Here is a 24,109-nt window from a genome sequence, read left to right as displayed (position 1 = left end):
TAGATAAAGGAATCCTGGCCCGGGTCAAAGCCGCCTGATGGCCAGCGCGAGGGTTTCGGCGGCCGACGCCGGCCGGATGTCCAGCGCGACGCGTGCGATGGAGACCCCGGCGATGGAGGCCGTCCGGGGCTCAGGCAGGCGCTCCGGTGCCTCCTGCACGCAATCCACCACCAGAACGATCCGGGACGCCGGCCGATACGCGGTCGGGACGATACCCAATCCACGCGCCTCCATCCGCCCGGCGATGGCCTCGACCGCGGTGGCGAACAGCGCACCGCCCGAGGCCCAGGCGTGGACATAGTCGTCGCCGATCAGCCGCCAGCCCCGCGCCATCAGGCGGAGCGCCAGATCGCTCTTGCCCGCGCCCGAAGGTCCCGTCAGCAGGGCCCCGCGCCAGCCGCCGTGACCGAACACGGCCACGGCCGTCGCGTGGATCGGCGGGGCCGTCCCTTCTACGGTCACCCGCGGCGACCGGCGGCAGGCAGGGTCACCTCGAACATCGCGCCTTCGATGCTTCCGTCCGGGCCGGTGCGATTGGAAGCGACGACGCGACCGCCGTGGGCCTCGACGATCTGGCGCACGATGGACAGGCCGAGGCCCGAATTGGACCCGAACGCCGTGCCGCGCGGACGCGAGGTATAGAAACGCTGGAAGACGGTCTCCAGATTCTCCGGCGGGATGCCCGGGCCGTCGTCGTCCACGCGGATCGACAGACTGCGGTCCGGATCGGCGTCGTCGCGACTCACGGAAACGCGCACCGCCCGGCCCGGCGGGCTGAACGAGCGGGCGTTGTCGATCAGATTGCGGAAGACCTGACCCAGGGGACCGTCCCGGCCCATGACGCGGGCCGGACCGTCCAGCGCCAGATCCAGCAGCACGGGGGCCTCGCCCGGCTTGGCCGTCGTTTCGTAGACCCCGACGATATCGCTCAGCAGCGGCTTCAGGTCGACGGGACGCGGCTGATCCCGCGACAGTTCGGCATCCAGACGCGAAGCGTTCGAGATGTCGGTGATGAGGCGGTCCAGCCGTTTCACATCCTGCTGCAGAACCAGGGTCAGCCGGTCTCGCTTGTCCTTGTCCCGCACCAGATCCAGCGTCTCCAGCGCCGACCGGATCGAGGTCAGGGGGTTCTTGATCTCGTGCGCCACATCGGCGGCGAACCGTTCGATCGCGTCCATCCGGGCAGACAGCGTCTCGGTCATCGACTCCAGCGACCGCGCCAGATCGCCGATCTCGTCGCGACGGTCCTCCAGATCGGGCAGGGAGATGGCGCGGGCCCGCTGCAGCCGGACCTGATCCGCCGCCGCCGACAGGCGCATGACCGGCCGCGCCACGAACAGATGCAGCAACAGGCTGGCCAAGAGGTTCACGGCCAGCGCCACGAGGGCGAACGGAACCAGGGCCTTGCGCTGGGCCCCCAGGATCTGGTCGACGTCGCCGGCCTCCAGCGTCAGCACGCCCAGCACCTGCTGCACATGGCGCACCGGCAGGGACACGGACACGACCCGGTCGCCGTTCTCGGACCGGCGCACGGTGGCTTGGGGCTCGCCCGCCAACGCCGCCTCGATCTCCTCGCCCAGAGCGGTGTTGGCGCGCGACAGGTCGGCCTGTTCCTGCGCGACGTTGGCGGTGTCCGGCGCCGGCGATCCAGCGGGCCGGGCAGGCGGCAGCGGTTCGCCGGGGATCTTGTCCGACACGGCGAAGCTGTCGGACACCAGAAGCCCGAAACTGTCATAGAGCCGCGCGCGCTGGCCGGTGGGAATGAAGTTGTCGCGGAGCCAGCGGCTGGCTTGAATGGGGTCGAGGGTGGGCTCGGGCTCGCCCTCGGTGATGCCCAGCTGGCCCAGAACATTGGACAGCAACTCGGCCTGGACCATCAGGCTTTCCTGACGCGCCTGCACGAGGCCGCGGTTCCACTCGTTGAGCGCCAAGGCACCCCCGAACAGGATCAGCAGGCTGAGCAGGTTCAGCGCGAGGATCAGCCCGCCCAGTCGCGATCCGCCGAAGCGGATCAGGCGACGGCGGAGCGGGGCGTCTTCCGATCCCGTTGAACCCTGCGGCTCGGGATCAGCTCTCGCGGTAACGATAGCCGACGCCATACAGGGTCTCGATCGCGTCGAACTCGTTGTCGACGACCCGGAACTTCTTGCGCATGCGCTTGACGTGGCTGTCGATGGTGCGGTCGTCGACGTAGACCTGGTCGTCGTAGGCGGCGTCCATCAGATTGTCGCGGCTCTTCACGAAGCCGGGCCGCTGGGCCAGGGCCTGCAGCAGCAGGAACTCGGTGACCGTCAGCTTGACCGGCTTGCCGTCCCAGGTGCTCTCGTGACGGGCGGGATCCATCAGCAGCTTGCCGCGACGGATGGCCTTGCCGCTGATCTCGGCCGAGGGCTCGGGCTCGCCGCCGTCGCCGCCGGAACGGCGCAGCAGCGCCTTGACCCGCTCGATCAGCAGCCGCTGGCTGAACGGCTTGTGCATGTAGTCGTCGGCCCCGAGGTTGAACCCGAGGATCTCGTCGATCTCCTCGTCCTTGGACGTCAGCATGATCACGGGGATCTGGCTGGTCTGGCGCAGGCGGCGCAGGACCTCCATCCCGTCCATGCGGGGCATCTTGACGTCGAGAATGGCCAGATCGGGCGGCGACGCCTCCAGCGCCTCCAGGCCCGTGGCCCCGTCGTGATAGGCGACCACCTTGTGGCCGTGGCTTTCCAGCGCCAGCGACACGGATGCGACGATGTTCTCGTCGTCGTCCACCAGGGTGATGTTGGCCAAATCGGTCTCCTCGTCATATCCCGCACAAGATCGGGCCCGACTGATGTCGGGAGCGTCTGAACGCACGGCAAGCGTAACCGTTCGCCCGCGAACGCGGTGACTTTACGGCCACACAGCGTTGCTGACCAGATTTCGTTCGCGAAACCGGACCTTAAACCCTCGACCGCTAGGGTTCCGGATCAACGTCGAAACGAGACCATGGCCGGACCCGTCCACTACGAACTCTATATCCGCAAGACGGCCCCGTCGCCCTGGACCCTCATGCAGGCCACGGAAAATCGCCAGCAGGCCATCGAGGCGGCGGAGGAAATCCTGCGCGACAAGCATGCCGTGGCTGTGCGCGTGACCAAGGAAACCCTCGACCCCGACACGATGGAGTTCAACAGCGTTACGGTCCTGACCCGCGGCGCGCCCGAGGCTCCCAGGAAGCGGGTGGTGGATCAGGCGGATCGCCCGAACTGCATGACACCGGCCGATCTCTACACGCCCCATGCGCGCGACCTGCTGGGACGCGTGCTGGAAGACTGGCTGATGCGAAACGGGGTGACCCCGTTCGAACTGCTGCACCGGCCCGATCTGGTCGAAAGGCTGGAGGCCTCGGGCGTGGAGGTCCAGCACGCGATCCAGAAGATCGCCATCCCCGAAAGCCAGGCGACGGGCCAGCCCGTGCACGAACTCATCCGGCATTATCAGCGGCTGGTTGAACAGGCGATGGAGCGGGTGATGACGGCGGGGCGAAAGGGCACCTTCCCCGACCTGGCCAACCGGTCCCTCGCCGATGTAGCCCACCGGCTGGCCGGGACGGCCGACCGGGCCTTTGTCATGGGGGGCGTGATCGCCGGTGCCCTGGTGGGGGTCCGGGGGGCCCGCGGCCGGCTGGACCGGCTGATGGATCTGGCGGACCGGGCGCCCATGGAGGGCGCGCCGCGCGCCCTGGTGATGGTCGGCATCGAGCAGATCCTGGTGGAACTTCTGGCCGCGCGGACCGGTCTGGCCGAGATCCTCGGACCGGCGCTGGACCAGGGCGGCAGCCTGGCCGCGGTGGTGCGGATGGTGGCGCCGCGAGAGATCGACGCCCTGATCGCCCACGATCCGCGCATGGCCCTGCTGATGCCGGCCGTCGACGGCGCGGCGGCCCGACTGGGTCAAAGACTGGATGCCGGCGAGTATCCGATCCTTGCCGCATCGCTGGCCCGGATGGTGCTGCGCGAGCTGCAGGGGCCGCGACGGCTTCGGCCGGCCGATGCCCCGGGCGAGATCGATATCCTGCGGACCCTGGCCATGTCGCTGACTGCGACGGCCGGGCGACTGCTGACGCTGGAAGAGGTCCAGAACGCCTTCATCGAACGCTCCAAGAGCCTGGTCACCGCCGACTTCGTCCAGTCCTATGTCGTGTCGTGCGAGACCGTCCTGTGCGAAGCGGAGCAGCTCACCCGCCTGTGCGAGAACGTGACGGGGGCGGCGAACAAGCGGTCTGCGGCGCGCTGGCTGGCCGCCTGCGTCACCTCGTTGCGGTTCGAGAGCGAGATGCGCGGAGCCGGCCCGACGGCCGCGCGCAAACTTCAGATCCTCGCCCAGCTGCAGCGGTCCGTCCGGGCGGCCGCCCTGTCCGACCACGACACCGAACAGATCGGTGGCGCGATCGGCGTCGTGGGCGGCACGATCGAGGCCGAGGCGAAACTGACTACCCAGTTGGCCCGCGCGCCGGCCCCCATCCCGCAGAAACTGTCGGCGCTGCTGCGGCTTGCGGCCGGCGAGACGGCTCCCTTCGGTCCGGCCGCCGACCGGGCCAAGGCGGAGGCGATCCGGATGTTCAGGGCCCCGGAGGCCCGGGCGTCCCTGAGCGCCTCCCCGGAGACGCTGGTGCCACTGAAGACCCTGATGCGGGCGGCCGGCCTCGCGGCCTGAGGACCGGCCGGGGGCTGATCTCAGTCGAAGATGTCGAAGATGCTGTCGCGCTTCTTCTTCTTGTAATGACGGTCGTCATCGTCGCGATAGCGGGGCTGTTCGCGATAGGGCTGCTGGGTCTGACCCCACGGCTGGCTTTGCGGGGGCGAGGCATAGGCCTGGGGTGCGGGCGCCGCCGGAGCGCCCTCCATCAGCTTTTCAAGCTCGCCGCGATCCAGCCAGACGCCGCGACAGGTCGGGCACATGTCGAACTGGACGCCGTTGCGGTCCAGCGTCTGCATCTGGGCGTTGTCGTTGGGGCACATCAAGAGGGGCACGGGGTCTCCTTGCGAGCAACTCTCAATTCAGGATGGAGCAGTTGTTCCAGACCAGCAAGGTCAGGCGGTGTCGCAGGACGCCCGCCTGACCCTGCCTGACCGGTCGCCTCAGTCCTCGGCCAGGACGATCACCCGGTCCTCGGGCAGGTACTCCAGCACCTCGGACTTGTTCGGATTGACCACCACGCCGCCCATATTGCGGTCGTCTCCGTCCTCGCTGTCGCGCTTGCGGCGATAGCCGATGGCGGTCTCGCCCCTCTGACGGGCCGCCTCGGCGATGGTGTAGAAGCTGACCGGACCCGCCAGATCGACGTAGTTGCCCACCGGCCGCATGTAGATCTCGGACCCGTCCTCATCCAGCAGGTCGTCGAAGATGGACGACAGGTATTCGTTCTCCGAGGCCTGGGCCAGCATCAGGCTGACCAGCTTGTTGGACACGACGAAGTCGTCGGCCCGGGTGACCTCGGCCAGTTCGCGGTTCCGGATGTCGATCATCTCCGACACGACGCTGATGTGGGTGCCCAGCCGTTCGGACAGCTTCCTGAGATGCAGCAGGGTGATCAGCGTGCGGGTATCGGCCGACTGGGCCTCCATGGTGTCGGAATAGCCCAGCACCATGATGGAGTCGTAGCTGACCGGATCCAGCGCCTCGATCGATGCGGAGTGACTGGTGTCGATGGTCTTCGCCTCGACCTTCATGTTGGTCGAGCCCATCGGCATGTTGGCGATCTCGTCCGCGAAGCCGGGGGTGTCGCCGGCGACCGTCAGCAGGGACCCGGGCCGGACATATTTGGACAGCTCATAGGCGATCAGCGGCCCGCGCCGGTTCCAGCCGATGATCAGCGTCCGCTCGGCCTTGCGGCGCACGGCCTTGGGCTGGCGGATGGCGGCCGCGTCCACCGCGTCTTCGGACAGCGGGGTCAGTTTGATGGAGGCGTCGTCCTCGGCGATGATGATGGCGCGGGCGCCTTCGGGGATGACGGTATCCATCGCCGGGTTCATCTTCACCTTGCCGTCGGCATAGCGCAGCCCGATCAGGGCCGAATCCTCATACCCCATGACCGCGTCGCCATAGGTGATGCCGACCAGCTCCGCGAGCTCGGTCGTGTAGATCTCGCAGCCGTCGAAATCGAGCAGTTCGGAATAGACGGCCGACAGGCCCGCCTGGCGGCTGGACTGGACCACGATGCGCGAGATCAGATCGTCGGCGAGCACCAGCTGGACCTCGTCGCCCCCCACGATTCGGGCGACCTCGGCGTTCTTGGCGTCACGCAGTTCGGCGGCGATCAGATAGCGTTCCTCACGCCGCTTGGGGTCGTTGGTCAGGGCCAGGACGGTCTTGATGACCTGGCTGTCGGGATCGTCGACGCCTTCCGGCGAGACCACGATGACCGAGCGACAGGCCTGCGGATTGACGATCGACAGGTCGAACAGGTCGGTCGGATCGCCCGAGCGGCAGATGATCTGCGTGTTCTTGAGATCCTCGACCTTGTCGGCGATCTCGTCCTCCATCTCGACCTTGTCCTTGCTGGCCATGATGACGATGCGCGGATTCTTCCGGCTCTCGTTGGCGATGACCAGTTCGGAGATGATGTCGAAGATCGACGCCGACCAGTTCAGGATGATGGTGTGATCCGTCTCGAGCACGCGAGAGCGGCCCTTCCGGGCCTCCTCGATCTTGGCGTCGAGGCCCGCCGAGATGATCGAGATCAGGGCCGAGAAGACCAGGATGCCCATCAGGGTCACGAACAGGGTCAGGAACCGGAACGGCCAGCCGGAGTCCCCGCCCATGGTCCCCGCGTCCATCGTCCGCATCAGCGACTGCCAAGCCGCCTCGAAGAAGTTGAAGCCGCCGTCGGGCCCCATACGGCTGATCGCCAGGATGGTCGCGGCGAACAGGATCACCACCAGGGTGACCAGGCTGAGCCAGCCCACCAGGGCGACCGGGCCGCCCGCCATCGACTTGTCGAAACCGTACTTCAGTCTTTCGCCCAGGCTGACGTCTCCGACGTTCTGGCCCTTGGTGGTGTTCGGCTTGGCGGAGCCTGCGCCCTTGACGGCGCTGCGGGCGGCGTTCGCCCGGGTGAGAGAGCCCATGTCGGCTATCGATCCTGTGGAAGTCCGCCGACCCCCCTGATCGGCGATCGCCGTCGCGGATGGTACGCACCCGGACATTGAACGGCGTGATGCATAGGACCGTTCTGCCCCCTTTGGAACCTGACGATTTCCGACTAGAAGGACCACGTCACCCTCCCCCCTCAGAGTGTCTCCCCATGCGCTATCTGCACACCATGGTACGGGTCGCCGACCTGGAAGCCTCCCTGCATTTCTGGACGACCCAGCTGGGTCTGCAGGAAGTCCGCCGCCTCGAGAACGAGAAGGGCCGCTTCACCCTCGTCTTCCTCGCCGCGCCGCGGGACCTGGACCGCTCCGAGGCGGAACGCTCGCCGGAGGTTGAGCTGACGTACAACTGGGATCCGGAAACCTACACCGGCGGCCGCAATTTCGGCCACCTGGCCTACCGGGTCGACGACATCTACGCGACCTGCCAGCACTTGATGGACTCCGGCGTCGTCATTAACCGTCCGCCCCGCGACGGCAACATGGCCTTCGTCCGTTCGCCGGACGGAATCTCGATCGAACTGCTCCAGGAAGGCGCGGCCCTACCGCCGGCCGAGCCCTGGCTGTCCATGCCCAACACCGGAACCTGGTAGTATGCGCGTTGCCCTGATCGGGCTTTCTTTGCTGGTCGGGGCCTGCGCCTCGACCAACGAAAGCTACACCGGCCGCACGGCGACGGAGCAGCTGCTGCTGTCGCGGGCGGCCGATCAGGCGGTCGAGGGTCTGCGCCTGCCGATCCCCCCGGGGGCGAAGGTCTTTGTCGACATGCGGTTCTTCCAGGGCGAGGGCGCGAACTATGCCACCTCCGCCGTCCGCAGCGCCCTGTCGGAAGCGGGCTTTGCCCTGGCCGACGATCGGGCGAGCGCGGAAGTCGTGTTCGAAATGCGCGCCGGAGCCCTGTCGCTGGAGCAGATGCGGCGCGTCGTCGGCATTCCGCCCCTGGCCGTCCCGATCAACGAGACCCTGAACGTCGTCTCCCTGCCGGAGCTCAGTCTCTACAGCCGACGCGACCGGGTCGGCGTCGCCGAATTCTCGGGCTTTCTCTACGACGCCCGGACCGGGGCTCCCCTCGGTGCCGTCGCGCCCATGATCGGGGAGTTTCGTATCCGCAGCCACAAGGTGCTGATGGTCGTCGCCTGGGGCCAGCAATCCGTCCGCGCGGGCCAGAGCGATCCGGGCGACAGCTGGCGAGAGTTCTAGGCTCGCGACCTACGACAGGGTCTTCATGTCGATGACGGCGCGGTAGCGGACCTCGCCGTTCTCGACGCGGGTGAAGACCTCGTTGATCGTCTTGATGTCGACGATCTCGATCTCGGGGGCGATCCCGTTGGCAGCGCAGAAGTCCAGCACGTCCTGCGTCTCCTGAAGGTTGCCGATCAGCGAGCCCGAGACGCTTTGCCGCTTGAACGCCAGCTTCGAGTTGTCGACGCCGTCGACGATGTCCAGGTTGCCGACGACGACGAAATGCCCGTCGCGCTTCAGCAGGTCCAGCAGGGCACCGACCTCATGCTTTTCGGGCACGGTCGACAGGATGAAATCGAAGGTCCCGGCCAGCGGCGTCAGCGCGGTCTTGTCCGTTTCGACATAGGCGGCGTCGGCACCCTGGGCCTTGGCATCGGCGATCTTTTCCGGCGTGGAGGTCAGGACCGTCACCTTCGCTCCGATGCCCTTGGCCAGCTTGGCCGCCATGTGGCCGAGGCCGCCGAAGCCGAGCACCGCGACGCTGTCGCCGGCCTTCACGCCCCAGTGCTGCATCGGCGACCAGGTCGTCACGCCCGCGCAAAGGATCGGCGCGGCGGCGGCGGGATCAAGACCCTCGGGGATCGACAGGACGAAGTCTTCCTTGACCACCACCGTGTCGGAATAGCCGCCGAAGGTGTTGTCGCGGCCGTACATGTTGGACGCGTCCTGCGTCTCCGTCGCCGGGGTCATCGGGCCGTTGTAGGTCGCCAGCCAGCCGTTCGGGCCCTCGCAATAGTTCTGGTCGCCGTCCTTGCAGGGCTCGCACGCCCGGCAGCTGTCGATCATGCAGCCGACGCCGACGATGTCGCCTTCCTTGAACCGCGTCGCCTTGGCACCCGTCTTCTTCACCCGGCCGACGACTTCATGACCCGGCACGCAAGGGTAGACCGTGTTGCTCCACTCGTTCTTGGCCTGGTGGATGTCGGAGTGGCAGACGCCGGTGAACATGACCTCGATCTGGATTTCGTCGTCCTTCGGCTCGGCGCGCTCGATCTCCATCCGCTCCAGAGGGGCGGCGGCGGACTGGGTGCCATAGGCAAGCGACATGATCATGGGGAGGCTCCGGGCGGGGTGAGCGGACAGAACCCCGCTTCTCCGAGCCTTGTTCCGAATGGCCAAGCCGGGTTTCGACGCGACGCCCGGTGACGTGGAAGGACCGCCCGCCTATGTTCGCCCCATGTCCGACGCCGCCCCCGACGCCCTGCCCGAAACCGATCGCCCCCTGACCCAGGACGGCCCCGCCGTCCGGCTGTGGCTGATCGACGCCTCGGCCTACATCTTCCGCGCCTATCACGCCCTGCCGCCCCTGACGCGCAAGTCGGACGGGCTGCCGGTGGGGGCGGTGCAGGGGTACTGCAACATGCTGTGGAAGCTGCTGAAGGACATGAAGGGGGCGGACGGGCCGACGCACCTGGCGGCGATCTTCGATCATTCGGAGAAGACGTTCCGGAACGCGCTGTACGACCAGTACAAGGCGAACCGGTCGGCGCCGCCGGAGGATCTGGTGCCGCAGTTCCCGCTGGTGAGGGACGCCACGCGCGCGTTCGGCGTCCACTGCGTCGAGCTGCCCGGCTACGAGGCCGACGACCTGATCGCCACCTATGCCTGCAAGGTCCGCGACGCCGGCGGCGAATGCGTGATCGTCAGTTCCGACAAGGACCTGATGCAGCTGATCGGCCCCTCGGTCGTCATGTGGGACCCGATGAAGGACCGCCGCCTGGCCGAAGACGCCGTCATGGAGAAGTTCGGCGTCACCCCCGACAAGATGATCGACCTGCAGGCCCTGATCGGCGACAGCGTCGACAACGTCCCCGGCGCCCCCGGCATCGGCCCCAAGACCGCCGCCCAGCTGCTGGACGAATACGGCGACCTGGACACCCTGCTGGAGCGCGCCGGCGAGATCAAACAGCCCAAGCGCCGCGAGACCCTGATCAATTTCAGGGACCAAATCCTGCTGAGCCGCCAGCTGGTCCGCCTGACCTGCGACGCCCCCGCGCCCGAACCCATCGACGACTTCAGGGTGCGCGACCCCGACCCCCAGACCCTGGCCGACTTCCTCGAGACGATGGAGTTCCGCTCGCTGCTGCGCCGGGTCGGCGACGGCAAGCTGGCCGGCCACGACGGCTCGGCCTTCGCCCCCGCCCGTCCCGCCCCCCTGTCGGCGCCCGTCATCTCGCCCCGCTACGCCCCCCAGGCGGTCTCGGCCGACGTCGAGAAACAGAGCGTCGACCACGACGCCTATCACTGCATCCGCGACCTCGCCGACCTCGACGCCTTCATCGCCCGCGCCACCGAGGCGGGCGTCGTCGGCTTCGACACCGAGACCGACGCCCTGTCGGCGACCCATGCGGGGCTGTGCGGGGTCTCGCTGGCCATCGGGCCCAACGACGCCTGCTATGTGCCGCTGACGCACGAGCATCCCCCCGTGGAGGGGGCCGGCGGCCTGGACTTCGGCGGCGACACCGACGCCCGCCCGCCGCTGGACCAGCTGGACAAGCCCACGGTGCTGGCCCGGCTGAAGGGCCTGCTGGAGGACCCCGGCGTCCTCAAGGTCGTCCAGAACGGCAAATACGACCTGGCCGTCATGGCCCGGCGCGGCATCCGCGTCGCCCCGATCGACGACACCATGCTGATCTCCTACGTGCTGGAGGGCGGGCTGCACGGCCACGGCATGGACGAGCTCAGCCGCCTGCACCTCGGCCACGAGCCCATCCCGTTCAAGTCGGTCGCCGGCACCGGCAAGGCCCAGAAGTCGTTCAAGCACGTCGAGCTGAAACCCGCGACCTGCTACGCCGCCGAGGACGCCGACGTGACCCTGCGGCTGTGGCGCATCCTCAAGCCCCGCCTCGCGACTGAGCGCCTCGCCACCGTCTATGAGACGCTGGAGCGCGGTATGCCCGCAGTCCTGGCCGACATGGAACTGCGCGGCATCCGCGTCGACCCCGCGCGCCTGCGCCGCCTGTCGTCCGAATTCGGCCTGCGCATGGCCGAGCTGGAGGCCCAGGCCCACGAGATCGCCGGCCGCCCGTTCAACGTCGGCTCGCCGCGCCAGATCGGCGAGATCCTGTTCGGGGAGCTGAACCTGCCCGGCGGCAAGAAGACCGCCAGCGGCCAGTGGGAGACCGGCGCCGCGACGCTGGAAGGCCTCGCCGAGACCCACGCCCTGCCGCGCGTCCTGCTGGACTGGCGCCAGCTGTCCAAGCTGAAGGGCACCTATACCGATGCCCTGGTGGCGGCCATGGACCCCCAGACCGACCGCGTCCACACCAGCTATCAGCTCGCCGCAGCCACCACCGGCCGCCTCGCCTCGTCCGACCCCAACCTGCAGAACATCCCCATACGCACCGAGACGGGCCGCCAGATCCGTCAGGCCTTCATCGCCAAAGACGGCCACGTCCTGATCAGCGCCGACTATTCCCAGATCGAGCTGCGCCTGCTGGCCCACATCGGCGACATCCCCGAGCTGAAACGCGCCTTCAAGGCCGGGATCGACATCCACACGGCCACGGCCAGCGAGATGTTCGGCGTCCCCGTCGCCGACATGGACCCCGAGACGCGCCGCCGCGCCAAGGCCATCAATTTCGGCATCGTCTACGGGATCAGCGCCTTCGGCCTGGCCAACCAGCTGGGCATCGATCAGGGCGAGGCCGGGGCCTATATCAAGACCTATTTCGAACGCTTCCCCGGCATCCGCACCTATATGGACGCCACCCGCGCGGAGGTCCGCAGCCTCGGCTTCGTCTCGACCGTCTTCGGCCGCAAGATCCACATTCCGGCCATCGCCTCCAAATCGGGGGCCGAGCGCCAGTTCGGCGAACGCGCCGCCATCAACGCCCCGATCCAGGGCGCCGCCGCCGACATCATCCGCCGCGCCATGATCCGCATGCCGGGCGCGCTGGAGGCCGCCGGTCTGGAGACGAAGATGCTGCTCCAGGTCCACGACGAACTGGTCTTCGAGGCCCCCGAAGCCGAGGTCGAGGCGGCGATCCCGCTGATCAAGCGGATCATGGAGGGGGCGGCGGAACCGGCCGTGGCGCTATCGGTGCCGCTGGTGGTGGACGCCCGGGCGGCGAAGAACTGGGATGAGGCGCATTGAGGGCGGCTTGCACAAACTCGCGTTAAGAGGTTGGATCGAGGAATAACTAACACGGGAATGGGCGAGTGGATTCGTTTGAGCTGACGCGATTGGACGCAAATACATTCGAGCAACTCGTCAACATGCTCGTAATGCAAACTCTGGGGCACGGTGCCACAGGATTTGGTCCGGGTGCAGACGGCGGTCGCGACGGTTGGTTTGAAGGAACCGCAGATTATCCCAGTAAAACCGATCGCTGGCAGGGCACCTGGCACATCCAGTCAAAGTTCCACAAGCCGCACCTAAGTAAGGATCCGCAGAAATGGCTCATTCAACAGATTAAGAACGAACTAGAACTCTACGCCGACGACACCTTGGACCGTGAGTGGCCGGACAATTGGATTATTGCTACAAATATTGATCCCTCTGGAAAACCGGAAACAGGATCATTCGACGCTATACGAGAGCTAATTAAATCATACCGTCCTGAACTTGCCGAAAGAGCGCATGTTTGGGGCGGCTCCAAAATTCTTTCACTGCTTGCGGCCTCGCCGACCACAGCTGACTATTTTGGTGAGTTTGTAACTCCGGGCCATGTCATACGCTCATTGTACGAGAGCATATCGCATAGCTCGTCTGACAAGACATCGGTTGTGCGTGACGCAATAGTCACCGCTTTTGACCAATACGCTCACACCAAACTAGACCAGGCCGGACATGACGCGGATAGTCGGCCAGGTATTCAGCATCTTTATGTAGACATACCGTTCCAAGACGAGTGGGAGGAAGGGGAAGGTTACGTCGCCAATACGCTCGCCAAAGCTGCGTCTCTCAATCACAAGAAACCCTATCCACTCGTAGAGAACGAGGACTGGATATTCTGGGCGCAAGCTTCAGCGCGCGCGCGTGTGTGGTTTATCATCGGTGGACCCGGACAAGGAAAGTCGACCTCAACGCAGTTTTTCTGCCAAGTGCATCGGGCTGCAGCAATTCTGGAAAACAACGCGCTCACGGTGACGCATGCGCAACGCCAGTCCGCGCTCTCGATAAAAAACCGCGCTTTATCGGAGGACATTTGGCCCACTTCACCCCGTCTTCCCATTTCAATCGAACTCAGAGAGTTTGCTAAATGGTACGGCGAACGAAAGGCGGATGAACCCAAGCGATTGATCAACTATTGGTCTTCAATGTCGGGCAAGTCGATTGGTCAAGAAGTCGCTGTCGGCTTATTGAAATCTATGGTGTCTGAAGGTCGTTGGTTATTCGTTTTTGACGGACTAGATGAAGTTCCAGGCGATGTAAAAGATAGAGTGGCCGACGAAATAACGTACTTTGTTGACAACTTTCTTGTCGGCGCTCTTTGTGATGCCCTAATCGTATGCACGTCAAGACCGCAGGGCTATTCTGGCCAGTTCTCGTCATTATCGCACAACCGCGTCGAGCTAGTTAAGCTATCTGCAGCGCAGGCTCTTGCATGTGCAAAACCGGTGCTTTCGATTGATCGGACAGTCACCGAATCCGAGAAGGCTTACCGGGTACTACAAGAAGCTATTCAAGCGCCTGCTGTACAAGAGATTATGACGTCTCCTTTGCAGGCGCATATCATGGCCGTAGTCGTCAGGAACGGACACCGACCGCCCGAAAGAAAATGGCAACTCTTCAATAACTTTTATGAAGTTATGAGAAAGCGGGAAGCGAACCGCACTCTCCCTAATGCCGAGCTTGCCGCCATACTTTCAGGAGGGGATAAGCTTATCAAAAGCCTACATTCCCGACTTGGATTTGAGCTTCACGCCAAAGCAGAAAAGAGCGAAGGTGCCACGACGTCAATAAGTCGTTCGGAGCTAAAGGAAATAATCTCTGATGTAGTTCAAACTCTTCAGGAGGAAAATATTTCAGCTACGGTTGATATTCTTTTGGAGGCGACAACTGAGCGGCTTGTACTTGTAAACACGCCCGATAACGGTGACTACGTTAGATTTGATATCCGCCCATTGCAGGAATTCTTTGCTGCTGAGTATATAGCCGAAAACAGCGATCTTGAGACATTGCCGGAACGTCTATTTTTGCTCGCCTCAGACTCCCACTGGAGGGAGGTAATACACTTCTACGTCAGTTCATTGGTTGAGAACGATCGCAAAGGCGAACTTTCTATTGCCACCTCCGTGCTTGAGAAAGCCAATGTAGAAGTAAATGGGGAAGACTGCAGGGAGCTATCTCTTCGGTTGGCACTGGGAGGTGTACAAGCCGGGCGTCTTCTCTCAGAGGGCGTATTAGAGCAGGATCGACGTGTGCGATCGCTGGTCCGTCCCGTTATATCTACGCTTGCAGGGTGTACCGATGCAGCCCGTTTGATTGGACGCGTAGCCTCTCCTCATAGCCGGTCTTGGCTAGTCGATGTACTGCTCACCGCACTTAGGGAGCGGAGCGAGTGCGACAGCATAGGTGCGGCACTATTGCTTCCAATGGTGTTGGCAGATGGCGATGCCAGGATTCCTGAGGCTGCCGCATTGCTGTCTGAGCGTACTACCGCGACCAAGAGGTTCATATTTCTGTCTTGGGCTGAGCGACACGACTCGGCTGCTTGGCTGAACGTTCCTCGTTGGGCTAGGCAGTTCGCGGTCGATGAGCTCGCATCGCCGAATTGGATGGAGCTTCGGGACAGTGTCGGAGCAGCGGGAAAGATCATCATCGGTCGCCGGTCGCCATTTTCCGGAGATTCTATCGCTGAAGAGGCCGATGAGTTGTCGCTGTTGAGTGCTCTTCTGTCTGTGGGTGAGTTCGATCCTCGAACATACAGTGGTACTCCAAGGACAGAAAGTCTATTCGGGGCGATCGACGTAAAGATTTTCAGTAGCAGTCTCGTCAGCGGCTTGAAAAAGGTAGACGATAGGAAGCTTGCAAAACTAAGAAATCTTGGTGGTTTTTTTGAAGGAGCCATAGATCTTATAGCGTATCATGTGAAGAATGACAGCCTGGCCGGATCACGATTTTTGTCCTGGATTTCCGGAAACCGGACACGTCTGGCACTTATTCCGGCGGGAATAAGCGAACTAATCAATCGAAACGAAAGACTTAAAGTAGTTGAGGGTGGCGATATAAGTGAAGCACTTCTACGTGTGAAAGACGTTGGCTGTTCTCGTCACCTATCCGTTGTTCAAGTTCAGCGAACTGTCGACTGGGAGGGTCTCGCAGAGAATGAGGCGTGGCTAATCGCCCATTCCCTACTTTACGGTAGCAGCGGCCATCTCAATATTGATTTTGATGACTTCTTCCACAAAATCCGGTTAGAAACTCTCCAGAGAATTGTATCCCAAGGCTGGTTTGATGCGACGCTTCTTCCCATCGCCGCCAGCCTCCATCAGCGCGTAGATGCCAAGGCCTGCTTTCAGCTTGTGGTTAATCGCGCGGCGGTTGTCGTTCCGAACCCGACGTCACACGGATTAGATTCAGAATTCGAGATTCTGCACGACGACAGGGCTCTGCTGCTTCCGTTTGTCATGGCCGACGTTCTGTCACGGGCGCTAGCGAGAGCATCGGCGCGCTCAACAAGAAGATCAAATCATCAGCCATTCTCGAGGGGCGCTGTCGACGGTTTCGGATTGTCAAAAGACGACCTTCGGTCCATCGCAGATGATTTGTCTAATTCGGCCGATCTCAGATCATCAGCGCTTCTACTCATGGCGATAGGGGAAGAAGGCCTAAACTCACGGCTTGCTTTCGTAGAGTCCGCTATAAGTCTCTGCCCGGATTGGTCGAAATGGTGGATAGCCGTGGGCGGCCTGCTTGCGTTGAGCGATGGCGTAATGGCTGGCTCGGCTACCGAGTGGTCGGTGGCATCTTCCATCCTCGAGAATATTAGAGACGATTTTGACATCCGACGGATATCGGAGCCGCTTCTCCGACGTTGGCGTGAGCGAACCGGCTCCCCTGTATTGTCTTCCTTAGGCTCGTTATCCTGGCATTGAACGCAGACGATATTCTTGCAGCTACGCAAGGCATTTTCTGGGTGCACCACAGCCATTTGAGTGGGGTGCTCGGCGCAAACGAAGGATGGCGAACAGCTGTATCGCCTGGCATTGGTCAAGATGCCCCTCCCACCCCCGCCGGGGCCCCTCAGCCTTCAGCCACCACGCTCACGTGTCTTGGGCTGGAGGCCGGTACTGCGCTCGACCGGGATGCGGTTGGGGCGCTCGCCGAAATCGAAGCAGCGGAAGGGGATCTGGCCCCGGGGTATGCCTTGGATCAGCCGGTCTTCACCGTTCCCCGCTGGCCTCCACGAGCGCCCCGTCGATCAACGGCCGCTGCAGCGCCCTGGCCTCGGCCCAGTCGGCGCGCATCCAGGTCTCGCGCTCTTCCTCGGTCGTCAGGATGACCGGCATGGCCTTGGGGTGGACGGCCCCGACCTCGGCGTTCGGCTCGGTGGTCAGGAAGGCATAGAGGTCGCAGGTCTCCGGCCCCGTCTTGATCTTGCGCACGCAGCTGTGGTCGCGGACGTGGACCCCGGCGAAGAAGGCGAGGGGTTCGGGGTCGTCGCCCGCCAGCCGGAACCAGACGGGGCGATATTTGTCCTGGGCGTCGCGGCCCGGCTCGCTGAAGGCGGTGAAGGGGACCAGGCACCGGTTGGCGGGGGACAGCCAGGGCTTCCAGTGGCTGGAGGCCGTGTTCCGGACATTGGTGGTGCCGCTGTCGGGCTCCAGTTCCAGCAGCCGGGGAAAGTCGACGTCCTTGCCCCTGGCGCGCAGCTTGTCGGCCCGTCTGGTCGCCGCGTCGAACAGCGCCTTTTTCGACGACGGCAGGCCCCATCGCGCGGTCGTCAGGATGCGTTCGCCGGTGTCGTCCATCCGCACGATCGGGGCGGCATAGTCCGGGTAGAGGTCGCGCGGCTCCAGATTGCCGACGTCGGATCGCATCGCCCGCGCGAGGTCGAGGATGGCGGCCGGGCCTTTGCGCAGGGAATAGAGGTTGCACATGGGGGGGACCCTGACATGCGGTCCTGAAATCGGCAAAGCGCGCCCCCGCGCCTCGGCCGGGTGGCCCTCCATCTTCAGCGACCACGCCAAGACCGTCTCGGGCTGGAGCCCGGTGCCGCGCTCGAACGGGAGGTCTCCCCGCTTTCGCGGGGATGACAAAGCCTTCGTGAAGCGGACGAGGCGCTTTCGCCCGAAGAGCTGGGGCGTTGGCCCCCTCCACCGCCTTCGGCGGTCCCCCTCCCCCGATGGGGGAGGATCGGGGGTGTCCGCCTGGAGCGTCCGAGTTGTCCGCGAGGGGGCGGACTCTTGCTTTGATTTCAAGGGGCGGGGTCGCGAGGGAGCGTCCGGACGCGCCCGGGTTCGGGGGTGGCCTAGACTCCTCCGATGGGATCAGGACGGCCGGGAAAATCGAAGCTGGAGGACCCGGTGTGGGTCGCGCTGCTGGAACGCTATGTGGCCGGGGAGGTCGCGAGCGAACTGGCGGACGAGCACGGGGTCAGCGTGGAGGCCGTGCGCTATCAGGCGCGGAACCGGGGCTATCGCAAGAAGGACCGGCCGGGGGCGGTCTATCGCTGGTCGCAGCCGCCGCCGATCACGCCCGCGCCCGATCCCGTCGTGGCGCGGGGGTTCGCCTTCGATCCGCTGGACCTGGAAGGGTCCGAGGCGCGGGCGCTGGAATGCGCGGCGCGGGCGGCGGACGAGGGGCGGCTGCCGGACTTTCTGGCGCTGACGCAGAGCGCGCGGGGGATCCGGCGGTTGGGGGTGGGGGGAGGAGGCTCCCCCTCCACCGCCTGCGGCGGTCCCCCTCTCCCAGAGGGGGAGGATTGGTGCGAGCCGGTGCTTCGGCCTGCGCAGCGGGCGCCTGAGGGGGACTGGACGACGTGGCTGTTCCTGGGGGGACGGGGGGCGGGGAAGACGCTGGCGGGGGCGGTGTGGCTGTCGGATCAGGCGGAGGCGCTGGGGGCCGGCGGGCGGCTGGCGCTGATCGGGGGCAGTCTGCACGACGTGCGCGAGGTGATGGTCGAGGGGGTGTCGGGGATCGCGGCGCTGGCGCGCTGGAACGATCCGAAATGGGGCGGGGTGCGGCCGGTGTTCGAACCGTCGCGGAAACGGCTGGTGTTTCCGAACGGGGCGGTGGCGCAGGCCTTCTCGGCCGAGGACCCGGAAGCCCTGCGGGGGCCGCAGTTCGCGGCGGCCTGGGCGGACGAATTCTGTGCCTGGCCGCGCGGCGGCCGGGGCGGACGGGGCGGGCCGGGGGCGACGCTGGCCCTGCTGCGGATGGGCCTGCGGCTGGGCGAGCGGCCCCGGCTGGTGGTGACGACGACGCCCAAGCCGATCGGGGCGCTGAGGGACCTGAGGGCCGAGCCGGGGCTGGTCCAGACCCATGCGGCGACGCGGGACAATGCGGACCACCTGGCAGCGGGCTTCGTCGAGGGGCTGGAGCGGCTGTACGGCGGGACGCGCAAGGCCGCGCAGGAGCTGGAGGGGCGGGTGGTGGAGCAGGAAGGGAGTTTGTTCACGGCGGAGATGATGGGGCGGGCGCGGGGAGTGTTGGAGGGGAGCTTCGACCGCATCGTCGTGGCCATCGATCCGACGACGACGGCGGGGGGCAATGCCTGCGGGATCGTGGTGGCGGGACGGGTCGGGGACCGGGCGCATGTGCTGGCGGATCGCTCGGTGGCGGGGCTGGGGCCGGACGGGTGGGCGCGAAGGGCGGTGCGGGCGGCCGAGGAATTCGGCGCGGTCGCCCTGGTGGTCGAGGTCAACCAGGGCGGCGAGATGGTGCGGGCGGTGCTGAAGACGGCGGGCTGTTCGGTGCGGATCCGCGAGGTGCGGGCCACGAAGGGCAAGCGGATCCGGGCCGAGCCGGTGGCGGCGCTGTACGAACAGGGGCGGGTCACCCATGCGCGGGGCTTAGGCGCGCTGGAGGAGGAGCTGATGGCGATCGGGGGCGACGAGGCGGGCTGGGATCTGGACCGGGCGGATGCCCTGGTCTGGGCCCTGACGGACCTGCTGATCGACCGGTCGGGGGGTGAGGGGCCGCGCATCCGGCTGCTGGACTGGCCGGCGGCACCGCCGGGGCTGGCGGGGGGCTGAAGGCCCTCACACCCCCGCCGGGTGGCCCTCCGGCTTCAGCGCCCAGGCCCAGACCGTCTCGTGCCGGGGCCCGGTGCCGCGCTCGACCTGGATGCGGTTGGGGCGCTCGCCGCATTCGAAGCAGCGGAAGGGGATCCGGCCGAGGTCGGTGTCCTGCCAGCGGCGGGGGATGGCGCCGACCCGCAGGGATCGCGAGCGGTTGCAGCGGCCGCAGGCGATCGCGGCCCGCAGGGTGTGGTCCGCGCGGACGTCCTGGGGGGTCATGGCTCACCGTCCGGTCCGGGAGGACGGGGAGGCGGGGCAGCCCAGGCTGCGGAGCTGGAGCGTGGCGGCCTGGCGCAGGATGGCGCCGGGGGCGAGGCGCTCGATCTCGGCCAGCAGGCAGCCGATGCCGGCGCGGCCGTCGGCGCTGGTCAGGTCGAGGCCCTGCAGGGGCGCCAGCAGGCGGGCGGCGGGGTCGGGGGTCATGATGTTCAACTCAACGGTGGGCGCCGACCCGGGCGCGATCTAGCGGCCCCTGCGCGTCGGACGCAAGGCTCTGTTCGTGCTTTGTTCCGGTCGTCCACAGGCGCGGAGGGCGTGCTAAGGGACGCCGCATGAAGACAGAGACGGTCGATGTGGTGGTGGTGGGCGCGGGCGCGGCGGGGATGCTGTGCGCGGCCGAGGCGGGGCGGCGCGGGCGCTCGGTGCTGGTCGTGGACCATGCCCGGGCCCCGGGCGAGAAGATCCGCATCTCGGGCGGCGGGCGGTGCAACTTCACCAATACGGGGACGACGGTGGCCAACATGCTGGGGGAGAACCCCCGGTTCGCGGCCTCGGCGCTGGGGCGGTTCACGGTGGCGGACTTCGTCGGGCGCGTCGACCGGGCGGGGATCGCCTGGCACGAGAAGACCCTGGGGCAGCTGTTCTGCGACGACAGCGCCAAACAGATCGTGCGGATGCTGACGGACGCGATGCGGGCGGCGGGGGTGACGCTGCGGCTGGGCACCGGCGTGGCGGCGGTGGCGCGCGAGGGAGACGGCTTCGCCCTGACCCTGTCGGACGGGACGGCGGTGCGCTGCGCCTCGCTGGTGGTGGCGACGGGGGGCAAGTCGATCCCCAAGATGGGCGCGACGGGCTGGGGCTATGACCTCGCGCGCCAGTTCGACCTGAGGGTCACCGAGACCCGGCCGGCGCTGGTGCCGCTGACCTTCGAGGCGGGGCTGCTGGAACAGACCACCCCGCTGGCGGGGGTGGCGGTGGATGCCGTCGTCACGGCCGGGAAGACCCGGTTCGAGGAAGCGATGCTCTTTACCCATCGGGGGCTGAGCGGCCCGGCGATCCTGCAGATCAGCTCCTATTGGCGCGAGGGGGAGGCGATCACGGTGTCGATGGCGCCGGGGGTGCGGGTGCTGGAGCGGCTGAAGGCGGCCAAGGCCGAGAACGGCGGCAAACAGGCGGTGCACACGGCGCTCGGCCACATCGTGCCGCGCCGGCTGGCCGAGGTGCTGACGGCGCGGGAAGGCGCCAACGGTAAGCTGGCCGAGGTCGGCGACAAGGTGCTGGCGCGGCTCGACGCGGCGGTGAACGGCTGGACCGTGAAGCCGGTGGGGTCGGAGGGCTACCGCACCGCCGAGGTGACCCTGGGCGGGGTGGCCACGGACCAGCTGGACCAGTCGACCATGGCGGCGAAATCGGTGCCCAGCCTGTATTTCATCGGCGAGGTGGTCGACATCACCGGCTGGCTGGGCGGGTATAATTTCCAGTGGGCCTGGAGCTCGGGCTGGGTCGCGGGACAGGCGGCCTGAGGCCCACGGCCCGGGTCACCCCCTGCGTCGACGTCGCCTTTTTACCAACTCGCGCATTCCATGGCATGCAGGCCGGGGCGCGACATCGCAGTCGCGCCGGCGGCGATCCGATCCACCGAGGGAGGCCACGAGATGGCACTGAAACTGAACGTCATCTTCTGCAGCACGCGGCCGAGCCGGGCCGGGACCCCCGTGGCCGAATGGGTCGACCGGTTCGCGCGGGAGCAGGGGGCGTTCGAGGTCGAGATGGTCGATCTGGCCGCCTTCGACCTGCCCCTGTTCGACGAGGCCGCCCATCCGGCGCAGAACCGGTACGAACACGCCCACACCAAACGCTGGAGCGCGAGCGTCGCCCCGGCCGACGCCTTCGTCTTCGTCACGCCCGAATACGACTATTTCGCCCCGGCCGCGGTGATCAACGCGATCCAGTGCCTGTACCACGAATGGACCTACAAGCCGGCCGCCGTGGTCAGCTATGGCGGCGTGTCGGGCGGATTGCGGTCCTCGCAGACGCTGCGCGGCCTGCTGGGGAACCTGAACATGATGGCGATCGCCCAGGCCGTGCCGGTGCCGTTCTTCACCAACTTCATCGGCGACGACGGCGTCTTCAACCCGAACGAACAGACGGTCGCCGGGACGACGACGATGCTGAAGGAGCTTCACAAATGGGCGGTGGCCCTGAAGCCGATGCGGGAGCCGCAGGCTTCGGCCTGATGCCGATCAGGCTTTAGACCAACCGGCGCTTCCGTTGGCGCATGGATCTGCTGCGAGGGGTTCATCACAGCGAGCACAACGGGCCACAGCGAACACGGCGGGATCAAGACTGCGGTGGCATCGCCGATCCCATCCTTCCGGCGCGACGCCTGGTCGAAGAGAGGATCGGCGGCGACGCCGCCCTTTCTCTGCTTTCGGTGCCAGGAGCGAACGACGCCCGCGACCACCGCTCGGTCCCGTCGTGTCCTCTGTGACCCCGTTGTGCTCGCCGTGATGAACCTGTGCGACCGCCGTTCCAACTCGGCCGACGGACGGCCCTGGCCGCGACGGGGGCGGCGTGCGGTCAGTGCGCCTCGGGCGGGCGGGCGGCCGGGTCCAGGTAGTCGCTCTCGGCGTGGTGGTCGGCCGACAGCACGAAGCGACGGTCGCAGTAGCCGCACTCGACGAAGGTCTCGCCGCCCATGTCCAGATAGACCAGCGGATGGCCCAGGACACCGCCGCCGTCGCAGGCGACCCGCTTGGTCGAGACCACGATCTGTTCGGGCGGGGCGACGAGGGTTTCGGGGTGGCGCGGGGGCATGATCGGATCCGTGGTCTTGGCGCGGGGAGGCCTCGCGCCTAGTTAGACGGCCACGCCTCCCGCCGAAAGTCCCTTATGACCCAGACCGAAGCCCTGCCCGTCAACGCCATCGAGGTGCACGGGCTGGAAAAGACCTATGCCGGGTCCAAGAAGTCTCCGCCCAAGACCGCCCTGCGCGGCGTCGACCTGGTGATTCCGCGCGGCTCCATGTTCGGCCTGCTGGGCCCCAACGGCGCGGGCAAGTCGACGCTGATCAACATCCTGGCCGGGGTGGTTAACAAGACCGGCGGGACCGCCGCCATCTGGGGCCGCGACATCGACGAGCGGCCGCGCGACGCCCGGGCGGCGCTGGGCGTCGTGCCGCAGGAAATCGTGGCCGACGTCTTCTTCACCCCGCGCGAGGCGCTGGAGGTGCAGGCGGGATTCTATGGCGTGCCGAAGAACGAGCGGCGCAGTGACGAACTGCTGGCGGCGCTGGGCCTGTCGGACAAGGCCAACGCCTATGTGCGGGCCCTGTCGGGCGGCATGAAGCGCCGGCTGATGGTGGCCAAGGCCCTGGTCCACAATCCGCCCATCCTGATCCTGGACGAGCCGACCGCCGGGGTGGACGTCGAGCTGCGTCGCCAGCTGTGGGAATATGTCCGCCGCATCAACGCCGAGGGCGTGACCATCCTGCTGACCACCCACTATCTGGAGGAGGCGCAGGAGCTGTGTGACACCATCGCCATCATGAACCGGGGCCAGGTGGTGGCGTGCGAGCCGACGCCGCAGCTGCTGCGCCGGCTGGATACGCGGAACGTCGTGGTGACGCCGGAGCACCCGCTGGACGGCCTGCCGGTCGTGGCCGGGTTCGAGACGGTGGCGCGCCCGAACGGGGCCTTCGCCATCACCTATCGCAAGGGCCAGTCGTCGGTGGAACAGGTGCTGGCCGCGGTGCGCGCGGCCGGGATCACCATCTCGGACATCACCACCGAGGATCCGGACCTGGAGGACGTGTTCCTGGCCCTGACCTATGGCGATGCAAACGCGGTCAGTCCGACGAAGGACTGACGGGTCTATGCGACGACGTCTGCCGGCGCCGTCGCGCGGGCCGTCGCATGGGGCATGGACTCCTCACTGGGCCGGGACCCGGATCGGCGATCACCATTGCGGCGATCCGCCTGCCGCATGCCGCCGTTCGCCATCATGAGCTCCAGGCGGATCTCGATCAGACGTTGCTCGAGGCTGCCCAGCATGAGGGCGAAGGCCGAGATGACCACCGCCATCCCGGATACGGACAGGGCGATCCAGGGGATCGTCTGCGCGATCATGGCGGTCGCCAGGATGACGATGGCGAAAACGGCACAGGACATGGCCGTCGCCGATGCACCGAAGGCCTTCATAAGAGACCGCCGGGGCGCGACGTGGTTGATGCGGGTCTGGCCCAGGCGACGGTCCTTGCCCCGCCGTTCGGATTTGGCCCGCCGGTTGCCCGGGTTCATTTCCGCCGCTTCGGCGACGCGCTCCGATTCCAGTGCCATCGT

General features: G+C 66.2%; 20 protein-coding genes. 9 read left to right on the top strand and 11 right to left on the bottom strand.

Annotated elements, in window-relative coordinates; translation table 11 throughout:
* Positions 1-24: 24 nt before the first annotated feature.
* From BRESU_RS01305 to BRESU_RS01295, 3 genes are read right to left on the bottom strand one after another with little or no spacing between them, the layout of a single operon-like run.
* On the bottom strand, positions 25-462 hold the full coding sequence (locus BRESU_RS01305) for an HPr kinase/phosphorylase (protein ID WP_013267680.1): 438 nt from the start codon (positions 460-462) through the stop codon (positions 25-27).
* The gene (locus BRESU_RS01300; RefSeq protein WP_013267679.1) at positions 459-2,099 is read right to left on the bottom strand and encodes a stimulus-sensing domain-containing protein; all 1,641 of its coding nucleotides are present in this window, start codon (positions 2,097-2,099) and stop codon (positions 459-461) included. The genes BRESU_RS01305 and BRESU_RS01300 overlap by 4 nt, the downstream gene beginning before the upstream one ends.
* A complete protein-coding gene (locus tag BRESU_RS01295; RefSeq protein ID WP_013267678.1) occupies positions 2,068-2,772 on the bottom strand; it encodes a two-component response regulator ChvI in 705 nt (234 codons plus the stop codon). Before BRESU_RS01295 ends, BRESU_RS01300 begins: the two co-directional genes overlap by 32 nt.
* 198 nt (positions 2,773-2,970) lie before the next feature.
* Here BRESU_RS01295 and BRESU_RS01290 point away from each other — a divergent pair, with 198 nt between their 5' ends.
* Positions 2,971-4,680: a hypothetical protein gene (locus tag BRESU_RS01290; protein ID WP_013267677.1), complete on the top strand. Its 1,710-nt coding sequence runs from the start codon at positions 2,971-2,973 to the stop codon at positions 4,678-4,680.
* 20 nt (positions 4,681-4,700) lie between these two features.
* Here BRESU_RS01290 and BRESU_RS01285 read toward each other — a convergent pair whose 3' ends face one another.
* Both BRESU_RS01285 and BRESU_RS01280 read right to left on the bottom strand, forming a co-directional pair.
* A complete protein-coding gene (locus BRESU_RS01285; protein WP_013267676.1) occupies positions 4,701-4,997 on the bottom strand; it encodes a TFIIB-type zinc ribbon-containing protein in 297 nt (98 codons plus the stop codon).
* A 108-nt stretch (positions 4,998-5,105) separates the two neighbouring features.
* Positions 5,106-7,094 (bottom strand): CASTOR/POLLUX-related putative ion channel, encoded by a 1,989-nt coding sequence (locus tag BRESU_RS01280; RefSeq protein ID WP_013267675.1) that lies wholly within the window; start codon positions 7,092-7,094, stop codon positions 5,106-5,108.
* A 176-nt stretch (positions 7,095-7,270) separates the two neighbouring features.
* On the opposite strand from BRESU_RS01280, the gene BRESU_RS01275 reads away from it, so the two are divergent.
* Positions 7,271-7,711, top strand: coding sequence for a VOC family protein (locus BRESU_RS01275; RefSeq protein ID WP_013267674.1), 441 nt, complete (start codon positions 7,271-7,273; stop codon positions 7,709-7,711).
* A 1-nt stretch (position 7,712) separates the two neighbouring features.
* The gene (locus BRESU_RS01270; protein WP_013267673.1) at positions 7,713-8,318 is read left to right on the top strand and encodes a DUF6655 family protein; all 606 of its coding nucleotides are present in this window, start codon (positions 7,713-7,715) and stop codon (positions 8,316-8,318) included.
* Positions 8,319-8,327: 9 nt separating this feature from the next.
* Here the strand turns inward: BRESU_RS01270 and BRESU_RS01265 are convergent, their stop codons facing one another.
* Positions 8,328-9,413: an NAD(P)-dependent alcohol dehydrogenase gene (locus BRESU_RS01265; protein WP_013267672.1), complete on the bottom strand. Its 1,086-nt coding sequence runs from the start codon at positions 9,411-9,413 to the stop codon at positions 8,328-8,330.
* A 124-nt stretch (positions 9,414-9,537) separates the two neighbouring features.
* Between BRESU_RS01265 and polA the strand changes: the two genes are divergently transcribed.
* Together polA and BRESU_RS17260 are read left to right on the top strand one after the other, a co-directional pair.
* The gene (gene polA, locus BRESU_RS01260) at positions 9,538-12,456 is read left to right on the top strand and encodes a DNA polymerase I (protein WP_041761825.1); all 2,919 of its coding nucleotides are present in this window, start codon (positions 9,538-9,540) and stop codon (positions 12,454-12,456) included.
* A 65-nt stretch (positions 12,457-12,521) separates the two neighbouring features.
* On the top strand, positions 12,522-16,403 hold the full coding sequence (locus BRESU_RS17260; RefSeq protein ID WP_013267670.1) for an NACHT domain-containing protein: 3,882 nt from the start codon (positions 12,522-12,524) through the stop codon (positions 16,401-16,403).
* A 288-nt stretch (positions 16,404-16,691) separates the two neighbouring features.
* On the opposite strand, the gene BRESU_RS01250 is transcribed toward BRESU_RS17260, so the two are convergent.
* Entirely contained in the window at positions 16,692-17,408 is a 717-nt protein-coding gene (locus BRESU_RS01250; RefSeq protein WP_013267669.1) for an SOS response-associated peptidase, read from the bottom strand.
* Positions 17,409-17,834: 426 nt separating this feature from the next.
* On the opposite strand from BRESU_RS01250, the gene BRESU_RS01245 reads away from it, so the two are divergent.
* A complete protein-coding gene (locus BRESU_RS01245; protein WP_013267668.1) occupies positions 17,835-19,505 on the top strand; it encodes a DNA-packaging protein in 1,671 nt (556 codons plus the stop codon).
* Between the two features lie 6 nt (positions 19,506-19,511).
* On the opposite strand, the gene BRESU_RS01240 is transcribed toward BRESU_RS01245, so the two are convergent.
* Both BRESU_RS01240 and BRESU_RS17255 read right to left on the bottom strand, forming a co-directional pair.
* Entirely contained in the window at positions 19,512-19,769 is a 258-nt protein-coding gene (locus BRESU_RS01240; RefSeq protein WP_013267667.1) for a hypothetical protein, read from the bottom strand.
* 3 nt (positions 19,770-19,772) lie between these two features.
* On the bottom strand, positions 19,773-19,973 hold the full coding sequence (locus BRESU_RS17255) for a hypothetical protein (protein ID WP_013267666.1): 201 nt from the start codon (positions 19,971-19,973) through the stop codon (positions 19,773-19,775).
* A gap of 128 nt (positions 19,974-20,101) precedes the next feature.
* On the opposite strand from BRESU_RS17255, the gene BRESU_RS01230 reads away from it, so the two are divergent.
* Complete coding sequence (locus tag BRESU_RS01230; protein ID WP_013267665.1) at positions 20,102-21,292, top strand: BaiN/RdsA family NAD(P)/FAD-dependent oxidoreductase; 1,191 nt, start codon at positions 20,102-20,104, stop codon at positions 21,290-21,292.
* 132 nt (positions 21,293-21,424) lie between these two features.
* The gene (locus tag BRESU_RS01225; protein ID WP_013267664.1) at positions 21,425-22,006 is read left to right on the top strand and encodes an NADPH-dependent FMN reductase; all 582 of its coding nucleotides are present in this window, start codon (positions 21,425-21,427) and stop codon (positions 22,004-22,006) included.
* A 343-nt stretch (positions 22,007-22,349) separates the two neighbouring features.
* Here BRESU_RS01225 and BRESU_RS01220 read toward each other — a convergent pair whose 3' ends face one another.
* On the bottom strand, positions 22,350-22,586 hold the full coding sequence (locus BRESU_RS01220; protein WP_013267663.1) for a zinc-finger domain-containing protein: 237 nt from the start codon (positions 22,584-22,586) through the stop codon (positions 22,350-22,352).
* Positions 22,587-22,661: 75 nt separating this feature from the next.
* Here BRESU_RS01220 and BRESU_RS01215 point away from each other — a divergent pair, with 75 nt between their 5' ends.
* Complete coding sequence (locus tag BRESU_RS01215; protein WP_013267662.1) at positions 22,662-23,636, top strand: ABC transporter ATP-binding protein; 975 nt, start codon at positions 22,662-22,664, stop codon at positions 23,634-23,636.
* A 5-nt stretch (positions 23,637-23,641) separates the two neighbouring features.
* Here BRESU_RS01215 and BRESU_RS01210 read toward each other — a convergent pair whose 3' ends face one another.
* Positions 23,642-24,106, bottom strand: coding sequence for a hypothetical protein (locus tag BRESU_RS01210; RefSeq protein WP_013267661.1), 465 nt, complete (start codon positions 24,104-24,106; stop codon positions 23,642-23,644).
* Positions 24,107-24,109 lie beyond the last annotated feature (3 nt).

This window comes from Brevundimonas subvibrioides ATCC 15264 (genome assembly GCF_000144605.1).
Classification (GTDB): Bacteria; Pseudomonadota; Alphaproteobacteria; order Caulobacterales; family Caulobacteraceae; genus Brevundimonas; species Brevundimonas subvibrioides.
Note: the sequence above shows the minus strand (reverse complement) of the source record. Positions and strands in the feature narration are given on the sequence as shown.